14 protein-coding genes are annotated in these 12,437 nt (G+C 36.6%); 12 read left to right on the top strand and 2 right to left on the bottom strand.

The window, feature by feature from the left end:
- The first annotated feature begins 3 nt into the window (after positions 1-3).
- The 6 genes from HBN50_RS12625 (at position 4) to HBN50_RS12600 (ending at position 5,522) form a co-directional block, all read left to right on the top strand.
- Positions 4-756, top strand: coding sequence for an ABC transporter ATP-binding protein (locus HBN50_RS12625; protein WP_273870543.1), 753 nt, complete (start codon positions 4-6; stop codon positions 754-756).
- A gap of 50 nt (positions 757-806) precedes the next feature.
- Positions 807-2,177 (top strand): MlaD family protein, encoded by a 1,371-nt coding sequence (locus HBN50_RS12620; RefSeq protein WP_273870541.1) that lies wholly within the window; start codon positions 807-809, stop codon positions 2,175-2,177.
- 10 nt (positions 2,178-2,187) lie between these two features.
- A complete protein-coding gene (locus HBN50_RS12615; protein WP_273870539.1) occupies positions 2,188-3,177 on the top strand; it encodes a hypothetical protein in 990 nt (329 codons plus the stop codon).
- 230 nt (positions 3,178-3,407) lie between these two features.
- Entirely contained in the window at positions 3,408-4,391 is a 984-nt protein-coding gene (locus HBN50_RS12610; RefSeq protein ID WP_273870537.1) for a hypothetical protein, read from the top strand.
- Positions 4,388-4,975, top strand: a complete 588-nt coding sequence (locus HBN50_RS12605) for a Sua5/YciO/YrdC/YwlC family protein (protein ID WP_273870535.1) — start codon at positions 4,388-4,390, stop codon at positions 4,973-4,975. Before HBN50_RS12610 ends, HBN50_RS12605 begins: the two co-directional genes overlap by 4 nt.
- On the top strand, positions 4,938-5,522 hold the full coding sequence (locus HBN50_RS12600; protein WP_273870533.1) for a methyltransferase: 585 nt from the start codon (positions 4,938-4,940) through the stop codon (positions 5,520-5,522). Before HBN50_RS12605 ends, HBN50_RS12600 begins: the two co-directional genes overlap by 38 nt.
- Here the strand turns inward: HBN50_RS12600 and HBN50_RS12595 are convergent.
- The gene (locus HBN50_RS12595) at positions 5,487-6,017 is read right to left on the bottom strand and encodes a DUF721 domain-containing protein (RefSeq protein WP_273870530.1); all 531 of its coding nucleotides are present in this window, start codon (positions 6,015-6,017) and stop codon (positions 5,487-5,489) included. The two genes, HBN50_RS12600 and HBN50_RS12595, sit on opposite strands and share 36 nt — an antisense overlap.
- Positions 6,018-6,231: 214 nt before the next feature.
- On the opposite strand from HBN50_RS12595, the gene HBN50_RS12590 reads away from it, so the two are divergent.
- Together HBN50_RS12590 and HBN50_RS12585 are read left to right on the top strand one after the other, a co-directional pair.
- The gene (locus HBN50_RS12590; protein ID WP_273870529.1) at positions 6,232-6,777 is read left to right on the top strand and encodes a hypothetical protein; all 546 of its coding nucleotides are present in this window, start codon (positions 6,232-6,234) and stop codon (positions 6,775-6,777) included.
- A complete protein-coding gene (locus HBN50_RS12585) occupies positions 6,767-7,711 on the top strand; it encodes a DNA polymerase III subunit delta (RefSeq protein ID WP_273870528.1) in 945 nt (314 codons plus the stop codon). The genes HBN50_RS12590 and HBN50_RS12585 overlap by 11 nt, the downstream gene beginning before the upstream one ends.
- Positions 7,712-7,819: 108 nt before the next feature.
- On the opposite strand, the gene rpsT is transcribed toward HBN50_RS12585, so the two are convergent.
- A complete protein-coding gene (gene rpsT / locus HBN50_RS12580) occupies positions 7,820-8,080 on the bottom strand; it encodes a 30S ribosomal protein S20 (RefSeq protein WP_273870527.1) in 261 nt (86 codons plus the stop codon).
- A gap of 271 nt (positions 8,081-8,351) precedes the next feature.
- On the opposite strand from rpsT, the gene HBN50_RS12575 reads away from it, so the two are divergent.
- From HBN50_RS12575 to HBN50_RS12560, 4 genes are all read left to right on the top strand, one after another.
- Positions 8,352-9,209, top strand: a complete 858-nt coding sequence (locus tag HBN50_RS12575; protein ID WP_273870526.1) for a 3-hydroxybutyryl-CoA dehydrogenase — start codon at positions 8,352-8,354, stop codon at positions 9,207-9,209.
- Positions 9,193-10,002 carry an enoyl-CoA hydratase/isomerase family protein gene (locus tag HBN50_RS12570; RefSeq protein ID WP_273870525.1) on the top strand — a complete coding sequence of 270 codons (810 nt, stop codon included), beginning with the start codon at positions 9,193-9,195 and terminating at the stop codon, positions 10,000-10,002. Before HBN50_RS12575 ends, HBN50_RS12570 begins: the two co-directional genes overlap by 17 nt.
- Before the next feature lie 10 nt (positions 10,003-10,012).
- Entirely contained in the window at positions 10,013-11,152 is a 1,140-nt protein-coding gene (locus HBN50_RS12565) for an acyl-CoA dehydrogenase (protein WP_273870524.1), read from the top strand.
- Positions 11,153-11,304: 152 nt separating this feature from the next.
- On the top strand, positions 11,305-12,417 hold the full coding sequence (locus HBN50_RS12560) for a hypothetical protein (RefSeq protein WP_273870523.1): 1,113 nt from the start codon (positions 11,305-11,307) through the stop codon (positions 12,415-12,417).
- The last annotated feature ends 20 nt before the right edge of the window (positions 12,418-12,437 follow it).

Below are 12,437 nucleotides of genomic sequence, written 5' to 3'. Positions count from 1 at the left end.
TTTATGTTGCAATTTGATAACCCTGCTGTTTCTTTTAAGAACGTCACTAAGACGTTTGGGCAGCATACAATTCTCAATAATTTGAACTTTGATATTGCTAGAGGAAAAATAACGACAATTCTAGGCTTCTCTGGAGCTGGGAAGTCGACAATGATGAAACATATTCTTGGACTTCTAAATCCTACAGAGGGTTCTGTCAGTGTCCTTGGAAATAACTTGTCTGAGTTAACATCGATGGAGCTAAGAGAGTTTAGAAAGAATTTTGGAATGCTCTTTCAATATGCAGCTCTCTTTGATTCGTTCACTGCTTCAGGTAACGTTGCCTTTCCTTTAAAAGAATTTACCAAGATGACGGCTTCTCAAATTGATCAGCGTGTTAAAGAACTTCTCGAGTCTGTTGGACTTCAAGAAGTTTCACACGATAAACTTCCATCTGAGCTCTCTGGTGGAATGAGAAAAAGAGTAGGACTAGCTAGAGCTCTCGCTCTTAGTCCACAAATTATGCTCTATGATGAGCCAACAACGGGTCTTGACCCTATTACAACAAAAATGGTTAACGATCTCATTACTGAGACATCTGAAAACCACAAAGATATACAACTTACATCAATTATTATTTCCCACGATATTAAGGCGACCCTCGAAATTTCCGACTTCATCGCTTTTTTAGACCGTGGTAATATTGTTGAGTACTTACCGGCAAAAGATTTCAAGAACTCTGAGCACCCTCTTGTGAAAGAGTTTATTAACTTATAAGTTGATAGTTTGACTCGGGTAAGACTGTTGCATTAGGCAAGGAAACGAAGATGAATGAATTTAAAGTTGGGTTGATGGCCCTTGTAACCATGGCCGCAGTAATTGTTCTGTCGCTAAAAGTTACTTCAAATCAATCTGGATTTGGTGATTATGTCACTTATAAGACAATTGTTCGCGATGCTTCTGGTATTTTTCCAAAAACTCCAATTAAAGTTGCTGGGATTAATGCTGGGAGAATCAAGTCAATTGAACTTAAGGGAAATAATGCCCACATCGCTTTTGAAGTTTTAAAAGACGTTCGTATCGTAAAAGATTCTCGCCTAAGAATTAAGTCTGTTGGTTTTCTTGGAGATAAATATCTTGAGCTCTTTATCGGGGAATCAAATCAGATGCTTACTGAAGATAGTTTCATTAAGGCCGATGAAGGAGGAGGGGTTGATGCCCTCGTTCGTGAAGCTAATGAAATTATGAAAGATGTTAAGATTATCGTTTCAAGCTTGAAGGACTCAGTTGCTCCTGCTGGTGAGAAACCTCCAATTAAAGTGATTCTTGAAGATGTGAAGGCCCTTGCAGCCAATACAAAAGAAGTTACAGCATCACTTAAAAGAATCATGAATGGGAATGAAGAGAAGATCAATACAATGATTGCTAATCTTGAAGACTTCTCAGAGCAAATTGCTTTTCAAACAGATAATAATGAACCAGAAAGTGCTATGGCCGATGTGAAAAAGATTTTGGCCAATGCTGAAAGATTAACATCTGATCTTAAAGAGATGGTTGCCGATATCAAAGGCGGACGCGGAACTCTTGGAAAGATTTTAGTTGAAGAAGAGATCGCAGACGAAGTTAAAGAAACTCTTGCTGGCGTTAAAAAGATGGTTAATAGAGTTGATGCTATTAGAACTGAGGTTTCTGTCTTTACGGGGGCTAATACTGACTTTGGTGCTGACTCTTATGCTCACCTTAAAATTTATCCATCACCAGAGAGATTTTACCTCATTGGTGTTTCTACTTCTGAGTTTGGGCCTGAGTCTGAGACTCAAACAACTCGAATTATTAATGGTACAGAAACAAATGAAATTGAGCGTGAGCGTGTAAAAGACAAGCTTCGCTTTGATGTTCAGCTTGGTCGTCAGATCCATGACTGGACTCTTCGTGGTGGTTTCATCGAGTCAACGGCAGGTCTTGGTGTGGATTATCATCTTTACTCTCTTGGATCAAAAGTTTCGGCTGAACTTTTCGACTACAGAGATGACATTGGATTTAACTTAAGATTGTCTACTGAAATCCAAATTTGGAACGTTCTTTACGGAAGAGTTGCGGGTGAGGACATCTTAGACGACAATAGAAGTGCTACATTTGCAGCAGGACTCAGGTTTAATGACGAGGACCTCAAAGGATTGTTGGGGTTCTTCCTATAGAAAGGATTCTATGGAAAAGAATTGGCTAATCAGAACGAGATCAAACAAGATCTTGGGACCAATTTCTAAGGCGAAACTCATTGAGTTTATCAATAAAGGTTCGCTTGTAGGAGAGGATGAAGTAGTCTCCGGTAACGGTTATTGGTTTAAAATTCGAGAAAAAGATCTTCTAGACAAGTATGTCTTTGGTGATATCCCTCAAACTTTTAATCCGATCTCTGAAGCGGAAAATGTTCTAACGGCCCACTCTCTAAAAAGAGAGACGACAGCTTCTTTTAAGCCATCGGGTCTCCCTCAAGAAGTAAAAGAAAAAAGTAAAAGCTATACTACTGATGAAGGTGAGCTCATTCCTTCAGATGATGATCTCGCTTATCCCGATATGGATAATCTCACATTTGATGAGTCTGAAGAGGTCGATGATATAACCAAGGTATCGATGAGCTTTGATCCTGAAATGCTTAAATCTCCAGGTAATCCAAAGAAGAAAGAGACTAAAGTTGAACCTTCTGAAATTGATTTGAGCGATGAGAACGCTTTAATTCCGGATGATGACGATCTTGCCTATCCCGATCTTGAAGTTAGTTCAACAGATGTAGATAATGAAGTTCCAACTTTCGAAGTTGATATTCCCGTTGAGGAAGTTCAAGAGGAACTTCCAAGAGAAAGTGTCAGTCCAAAAAGAAGTTTGCCAAAAGAAAATCCAATTAAGTTGAGTCAGCCTAAAACAGAAGCTGCTCAAAAAAGTTTGGAAGAGTTACAAGTCTTAAAAAAAGAACCATCAAAAAAGAAAAAGAAAAGCTCTAAGGCGACAAAAGAGGCTGGACCAAAGAAGTCTTATAGAAATGATTTTATCTTAATCGTTTTACTGCTAAGTCTTGTTTTTGCGGCATTCTATGGGGTTTATTATTATTGGACAAAAGTTCTTAGAAAAGATCTACCATTTATAAGTTCCGTTTCTGCCCAGGAAATTTTAAGTCTTGATATAAAAAAAAAAGTTTAATTGCTAAGGATCGTGTTGAATTTTCTCACGGAAGTATATCGCCTGAAGTTTCAATTCTCGGTCCACGACTCGTCGTCTCGACGCTAAAGAGAAGCCCAACTGAGTGTAGTGATTTTGAAAAATTCGAAACGAAGTTATTTTATATTTTATTAAAAAAACAAAATATCGATCATGCTTGGAGAAGCTTAGAGTTAAAGTGCTCTAGTATATTTCCTGTTGATTTAAAGATTATGAATCAGCTACTCGATAATCCGACATTTAATGCTAATCAAAAACAATCTCTATTAAAACAATACAACTTAGCTCCTGAAAAATTTAATATGGCCAATGAAGTTATGGGCCAAAAGAATTATGACCAGTTACTTGAGCTTAATGTAATTGAAAAGTATTTTAATTTGAATATTGCGGACCTTAAAAAACATCAGCTCTATTTTGAAAATAAGAAATTTAAAAATTATATAAAAGAATCTCATTCTCTTTTTATTGAAAGACTTTTTATGCCTTTAATTGCACTAAGAGCTAATAATCAGAGTTGGTTTAAAACGGCTATTGCAGAATTGCTACATACTGATCCAAGAAGGGTTCTTTTTTTAGAGGAAAGTTCACAAAAACTTGATGATAAATTCTTTAAGGAGCTTCTTAATCTTTATTTTAATAATTTAGAAAATGATTTTTGGAAAACGGCTTTTAAATTTTACTTCAATCAATTTGATGGTATTTCATACGAGGAAAGTCTTCCAACTATTTCTGATATCAGAGAAATACTCAAAAATATCGAGAATAATAAGTTGTTTTATCCAACTTGGGTTGAGGCCTTATATCGAAATGGAACTAAGAAAGAATTAACTGATTATTTCAATTCAGTGACGACTCTTGAGAAAATCGATCGTATGGATATCGATCAATATATGGTCTTTGAGTTTGATTGGCCAAGACATGAAATCAAACGAGAAATTCTCGTTAAAAAAATTAAGGAAATGGAGAACTCAAAGGATATATTTAATCGTTTTGTGGCGAATTCTCTTTTTCAACAAGAAGTCGTTCGAAGTTCTTTTAAACAAAGTAACTTGGAGATTAAAGATGCTTTGTTTTCAATTAATAGAAACTTTTATCTACAACAACTTCTCTCTGGACAAGGTAGCTCCTATGCACTGTATAGTCTTTTAAAGCTTGGTGATTTTAATGAAAGTTATCTATGGTGGTTAGTACTATGAGTGATATTTATATTTATCCTACAGATACTGTGTGGGGCATTGGCGGCGATATTTTTGATAATAAAACTTACCTTGAAATTGCTAAAATTAAAGGGACAGACACTTCAAAGCCATTATCAATTTTATTTTATTCCGTTGAACACTTACTTGAATATTTTGAGATCGATAAAGTATTTGGAAAAGAGTGGTTAGAAACATTCTTTAGCTTAGAGGCTACATTAGGTGTACCTCTAACATTGGCCAAAACAGAAATTCCTAAACATGTCAGCTGTGGAAGTAGCTTTGTTTGCCTTAGAGTTTTAAAAGATGAGATTCTTAGAGAAATCATTCAAAAAGTTGGAAGTCCCATTTCAACAACGAGTCTCAATCTAACGGGACAGGCTCCTTGTATTGATGAAAATGAAGCAAAAAAATTCCATCAACAATATGCACCGGATTGTAAATTCTTAAACTTGAATTCTCTCAAGCCTTCAGGTCATTCTTCAAGTATTCTTCTTATGAAAGAAAATGGAGAGTTTCAATTTTTAAGAGAAGGTTTTCGAGTTAATGAAGTTAAAGAGCATATTAAATTACTCCCAGCCTGATTTCTATCACTTTAGCGAGGATTCAATCGCTCTTGCTGATTATTTAATCGCAAGTGACTTTCTTTTTGAAGGAGCCAGTGTTTTAGATGTCTTTAGTGGTTGCGGTGTGATCGGACTTGAGGTCTTAACGAAGTTTAATAAACCTCTCCAGATTGATCTTGTTGAAATTCAAAATGAATATCAAGAGCATCTTGAAGAAAATATCTCACTCACTCACAGTGAACCTTTTGTTCGTTATCATATCAAACACTATCGAGATTTTGCTGTTGGTCTCAAAAATGATTTTGATTTTATTCTGGCGAATCCTCCATACTTTGATCCCTCCCAAGTTAGACCTGGAAAAAATAAAAACAAAAATATTTGCCGTCAGTTTGAAGAAGGCAGTTTAAGTGAATTTATTCATTTATTTTACGATCGACTTCGTGAAAATGGGAAAATGTTTTTAGTCTTAAGAGAAAGGCCAACACTCAAGGATTATAAGGCCATAGTGAAAAAGGAATTTGGCCGATACTCAATCTTCGAAATAGTGAGATTGGATGTAGATTGAAATCAAGCTTGTTTTCGTTTCATCTTCTTCTAAATCTTTAAATAGCTCTATGGCCTTCTTTTCAAGTTCTTTGTAGCGTGGAGAGTATTTGTGAATCTGCTTTTCAGGTGGCTCTTCTTTGACGATCTCTTCTTTTCTATAAGACTCAACTTGTTGCATAAAGTGACGCGGATTATTTTGAAAATTGATTCTTTTAATTTTGCCTTTCAGCGCCGGGTATCTCGCTTCAATTTTAAGCTTAATTTGCTCTTCTAGAAAGCCAAGATGTTGTGCAAAAGCAGAGTGATTACAAAGTATTGTTAGTGTACCGTATTGGATTTTTAGAGGAATCGTCAGTTTTGCGAATTTTTCACCAATGATTTCATGCCAGTTCTTAATAAGAGTCAAAAAATCAAATGTATCATCACCGTAGCGACTGTTGCTTTCGTATGAAGAAGATTTGATATTTTGAAAGGCATTATCTTTTAACAGATCTTTGAGTGATTTAAATTTCATTTGTTCACCTGAGTAATTCAAAGCATCATAGCTCTGACAAAAAGTTTCGACAACCCCAAATGGCTTAAGATATAGTAGCAACGTTATGAAAAAGTCTTTCAATATCTTTTATTGTTTATTCCTCGTTACTCTTTTGTCTTCATGTAGTGGATATCACTTCAAAAAGAGGTCAAACCCTTTCAAAAACTATGGAATTAAACACATTAGTGTCCCAATGTTTATCAATAGGACGACAATTCCCAATATTTCGGGAGTGTTTACCTATGAATATATGAAATCAATCTCGGCCTTTCCTGAGATTCGAATTACATCGGGGGCCCACTCTAAAGCTGATGCGATTATGCTTGGGATATTGGATTCATCGAACTTTGCTAAGAGTACAATTAAAAGGCAATCCAATGTCTTTATTGATGGAGCCCTCGCAAAATCTATTGGTGCTCGTCAGTCATTTTATCTTCCAAGTTCAGTTCTTTATACACTCTCGCTTAGAATTATTATCATTAGAAGACCTACTAAAGAAGAAATGGAACTCGTATCAGGTGATCTTGGAAAATATATTTCCCAAAATTCGAAGATTGTATTTAATGAAGTATTTCCTATTACAGCGAGTGTTTCAAAGATTATCGAATCCTCTGAGTCGGTCGATGAAGGTGGAGTTGTTAACTTTACGCGAAACCAAAGAGTCTTCAACGAGAGTATAGAAGATCTTGCTAAGTCTTCTGCTAATACTTTTAGAGAGGTTGTTTTAAATGCCTTTTAAATGCTTTGCTTGGGAATATAAAAAAAATCAACATGACTACTCTCGCTCAGGTATTTTTGGCCTTAGTTTTCCAGATATCTTCTGTGAGCGTCTCATCCTTGATGCTATACCAAGAACGATTCAGCAGGGAAGTCTTCATATTCTTCATGCCAGTGAGTTAACGAGCGCTTGGATAGAGAATACATTCAATACTGTTGACTTCTTCTCGAGTCATGATTCTTATCTCGTGCTAGAGTCTCAGTCGCTTTCAAGCCAAGTGATTAATTTTCTAAAAGAAAACCCAGTTAGTGTTGAGGGAAGAGTTCTAATTTTCTCTTTCAATAAGACATCAAAAGTTTTCGATCAATTGGAGAAGGCAACGAAGGGCACATTTACAAAGATTGATCCGCCTAAATTTTGGGAGTCGGCAAAGTATCTCGACTTTTTTTGCGATTCTCTAAATGTAAAATTGGCCCCCCAAATTAAGAATTACATCTTAAATGCCATCGAGAATGATGGACTTCACTTTTTCAATGCTGTAAACCTTCTTAAACTTCACGCTGGCGAAGAGGGGAGTTTATCCCTAGAACAAGCGCGTGAGTTAATTGAAATATCGAAAATTGATCAATTCGAACTCGCGGATACTTTTTGTTCCAAGAAGTTCAAACGTTTTTTTGAAAAACTACTAGGCCTTGGAGAAGACTATGAATCTCTTCGAGGGATATTTACCTTCATGCAATCCCACCTTTTTAAAGTTCTTGATCCAAGTTATGCGAGCAAGAAAGCACGATTGAGTAAGTATGATCAAGAAATTCAAAAATTATCACGAGTTTGGAATCATGATGATCTCGTTCGGGCACTAAGAATGTTTTCTGAATTAGAAGTTCTAGCGAAGTCGAAAAATCAAGCGCTATTGAACGAACTAAAGATGAAGTACTTTAGGTCACCAAGATAAATTTAAAAAGAAAGTAAAAAGAGAAACTCTAAAAGAATTGAAGTCTAGAAACAAAAAAAGGCACTCATGAGAATGAGCACCTTTATTATTTTTTGTATTCTTTAAGAATTAAAGCTTGCTTACTTGGCTAGCTAGACGAGAAGTCTTTCTAGAAGCATTGTTCTTTTTAACGATGTTTGCTTTCGCAAGCTTCGCAATAAGTTTTTGAGCATTTACTAGAAGCTCATTAGCTTTAGCTTTGTCACCAGCTTCGATTGCTTCACGAACTTTCTTAATCGCAGTTCTTGTTGCAGATCTTTTTACTGTGTTTCTTTCGTTTCTAATTTTATTTTGTCTAGTTCTTTTTACCGCAGACTTGTGGTTTGCCACAATCAACTCCTACCGTTATAGATTTGTTCAACTTTATAATTAATGCAGTTTGTAAAGTTTATTCAGATTGTAGTTTTTAAATCAAAATCGAGGGATTGGCAAGACTATTTTGGCCGAAGTGTAGATTTTTTGGGCCGAGCGACATTTTTTATAAGGTATCAGTATGTTAGCACTGTCGCAGCACAAATTGAGCTTTTGATTTCAAACAGGTATGATCCGCAGGATTTATTTTGAACATCACACTTTTTGAACATTTAAAAAGGAATTATTTATGAAAGACATCAAGAAAATCGGTGTTGTAGGCGCTGGTCAGATGGGGCGTGGGATTGCTCAAGTAGCGGCCATGAGTGACTACTCTGTTGTTATGTATGATATCTCTGCTGAAGGACTTGAAAAAGGTCATGGATTTATTAAAAAACAACTTGATAGAGGAGTTGAGAAAGGAAAGTGGGATGAAAGCTTTGTTTCTAAGACAATGGCCAATTTAGAAGTATCTACATCTCTTGATGCTGTTAAAGACTGTGATCTTGTTATCGAAGCAGCAACTGAAAATAAGAAAATTAAATTTGAGATTTTTAAGAATCTTGATGAGATCGTTAAGGATGGAGCAATTCTAGCGACGAATACATCATCAATCTCTATTACAGAAATCGCTGCTGTTACAAAGCGTGCAGCAGATGTTGCTGGGATGCACTTTATGAACCCAGTTCCTGTAATGAAGTTAGTTGAAGGAATTCGCGGCCTTGAAACAAGTGATGAGACATTTGATACTGTTCAAGCTGTTTCAGAGAAAATGGGAAAGACATTTGTAAGAGCTGAAGATGTTCCAGGGTTTGCTGTTAATAGAATTCTTATGCCAATGATTAACGAAGCAGTTTATGCACTTTATGAAGGTGTTGCTTCTGTTGAAGATATTGATGTGGCCATGAAGCTTGGTACAAACCAGCCAATGGGTCCCCTTACTCTTGCCGATTTCATCGGTCTCGATACATGTCTTGCCATTATGGAAGTTCTTCACGATGGGCTAGGCGATACAAAGTATAGACCATGTCCACTTCTAAAAAAATACGTACTTGCAGGAAGACTTGGAAGAAAAGTAGGTAGAGGTTTTTATGACTATAACAACTAAATTTGAAACGATTGAATTTAGCGTTGAAAGTGACATTGGAACGATTACAGTTAATCGCCCAAAAGCTTTAAATGCATTAAGCGAGCAAGTCCACACTGAATTGAATGCTCTTTTAAAAGAAATTCAAGAAAAGAACACTGACTTTTCACTAGTTAAGGGTTTGATTCTTACAGGTGCTGGCGACAAGGCGTTTATTGCAGGAGCTGACATTAAAGGAATGACTACAATGAGTGCTTCTGAAGCTGAGACATTTGCTCGTCTTGGTCAGGAAAATACGCTTCTTTTTGAATCTTTAAATGTTCCAGTCATTGCCTGTGTTAACGGGTACGCACTTGGTGGTGGATGTGAGATGGCAATGAGTTGTGATTTTATTTTTGCGACAAATACTGCTGTTTTTGGACAACCTGAAGTGAAGCTTGGCTTGATTCCTGGTTTTGGGGGATCTCAAAGATTATCGAAACTTGTAGGAAGAAATAGAGCAAAGGAAATTACATACTCTGGACGCAATGTAGGAGCGCAAGAAGCACTGCAAATTGGACTTGTTGTCTCTCTCTTTGAAACAAAGGAAGAGATGATGGAAGCGGCGACAAAGTATTTTTCTAAGATGATGAGAAATTCACCGCTTGCTGTTTATGAAGCGAAGAAAGTGATGAATGAAGGAAATGATCTGACTATTGCAGCAGGTCTAGATGTGGAAGCACGAGCTTTTGGAAATATCTTCAACTCTGAAGATATGAAAGAGGGAACCGTTGCTTTTATGGAAAAAAGAGCACCAAAATTTACAGGGAAATAAGGGGAGAAAAATGAGCTTGAGTGATTTTCAAGAAATTCGTGACATGGTTCAAAAATTTGCAGAAGCAGAAGTTGCACCACTAGCACATGACATCGATAAGAATCAACAAATTCCAGCTGAGCTAATCGCTAAGCTTGGTGAAAATGGACTTCTAGGTTCATATATTCCAGAAGAATACGGTGGAGCCGGGATGGATTACACATCTTACTCTCTTATCGTTGAAGAGCTTTCTAAAGCCTGTGCTTCAACAGGAGTACTTGTTTCGGCCCACACATCTCTTTGTGTATGGCCAATTCTTGCTTTTGGAACAGAAGAGCAAAAGAAAAAGTACCTTCCAAGACTAGCTTCAGGTGAGCATATTGGTTGTTTCGCTCTCTCTGAGCCAGGTGCTGGTTCTGATGCAGGTTCACTGACAACATTTGCTGAAGATAAGGGTGACCACTACGAAATCACAGGGATGAAAAACTGGATTACAAATGGTCGCGAAGCAGATATTGCTATCGTTTTTGCTAAAACGACAAAGACACCAAATTACAAAGGTATTTCAGCATTCATCGTTGAGACGGCTACTGAAGGTTATAGCATCGTTAAAATCGAAGATAAGCTTGGTATTAAGGGGTCTTCGACAGCACAACTTGCTTTTGATTCTGTTAAAGTTCCAAAAGAGAACCTTCTTGGTGATTACGAGAAAGGTTTTAGAGTAGCTATGGCCACTCTTGATGGTGGACGTATTGGTATTGCTTCTCAGGCACTTGGAATTGCAAGAGCTGCTTTTGAGTATGCAAGAAAGTATACAACTGAGAGAATTCAATTTGGAGCACCGCTTTCAAATCTGCAAGGTGTACAATTTATGCTTGCAGATATGAGTACTAAGATTGCAGCATCTAAACTTCTTATTTATGAAGCCTCGCGTCTAAAAGATGAGAAGAAGAACTACACAAAAGAATCTGCTCACGCGAAGCTCTTCGCTGCTGAAGCATCAATGTGGATCGCTACTAAGGCCGTTCAGCTTTGTGGTGGGAATGGATATACTAAAGAATACCCTGTAGAGAGATATTTTCGTGATGCGAAAATTACTGAGATCTATGAGGGAACAAGTGAAGTGCAAAGAATCGTTATTGCTGCGAACGAAATTAAAGAAGTTCAATAACGGTATTGCTCAATTAAGCAGTTTTTGATACGAATAAAGATCAGAACTTTAAAGTTCATAGTAATCACTATGGGGATGCTGAAGCATCCCCATTTTTCTATAAGTAAATAAATCTCATGGGCTTAGTAAAAAAGATCTTGGAGAAAGTTAATATGGCCAAAAAGAAAACTGCAACTTCTAAAAAGAAGACAGCAAAGAAAACTGCTAAGAAAAAAGTAGCTACTTCTACTGCTAAGAAGAAAACAACGAAAAAAGTTGCTAAAAAAGCTTCTACAGCCAAGAAAAAGACAGCTAAAAAGGTTGCTAAGAAAACTTCGGCTTCTAAAAAGAAGACAACGACGGCCTCTAAGAAAACTGCGAAAAAAGTAGCAACTAAAAAGAAGACAGCTAAAAAAGTTGCAAAGAAAGTTGCTAAGAAAACAACAGCATCTAAAAAGGCGACTGCAAAAAAAGCCACGTCAAAAAAGAAGACTGTTAAAAAAGCAGCTCCTGCTGCAAAGAAAAAAACTGCTAAGAAGGTTGCCGCTAAGAAAGTTGCTAAAAAAGCAACTCCTGTAAAGAAGGCGACTGAAAAGAAAAAAACAACGGCTAAAAAGAAAACGACTAAAGCGACAGCTAAGAAAGCATCTGCAAAAGTAGAAGTTGAAGAGCTTGAAGAGGTTGAAGAAGAAGTTGCTGAAGTTGTTGAAGAAAAAAAATCTAAGAAAAAAGCAAAAGAAGAAAAGCTTGAACTTGATCTAGGTCTTGAAGAAGAGGAGGCGCAAGAGCCTGTTCTCGATATGACTAAGAAAAAGAAAAATGAGCTGATTAAGGACCTTAAAGAAGTTGTAGCTGAGGAAGTTGTAGGACTTGCTGAAGACTATAAGCTTAAAGATATCTTTGATGCGATTAAAACAATCGATTTCTTCTTTAATAGTATTGATGAGTGTATTGAGAAGGCATGTGATAACCCGGCCACAACAATGGGTTATTGTCGTTTTCACTACATCAAAAATTGGAAAGAAATTAAACGTAAGCAGGCCATTCTTGAAGAAGGTAAGTTACAGCAATTTATCCAAGAGCTTGTTGCTAAATATCCAATGAAGTACATCGAATCAATCCTTGGTGATCTTGATGATGAAAAATCATTTTTCAGTATTCTTAAAGAACTTGATATTGATGCTGATGAAGATGACTTCAATATGGACGATGATGCTTATGATTCAGACGATTCTGATATCGCCTACGAAACGAAAGCTCAAAATAAGCCACAATTTGAAGAATAAAAAAAGCCCCGAATTAATCG

The organism is Halobacteriovorax sp. GB3, assembly GCF_028649655.1.
Taxonomy (GTDB): domain Bacteria; phylum Bdellovibrionota; class Bacteriovoracia; order Bacteriovoracales; family Bacteriovoracaceae; genus BSW11-IV.
Note: the sequence above shows the minus strand (reverse complement) of the source record. Positions and strands in the feature narration are given on the sequence as shown.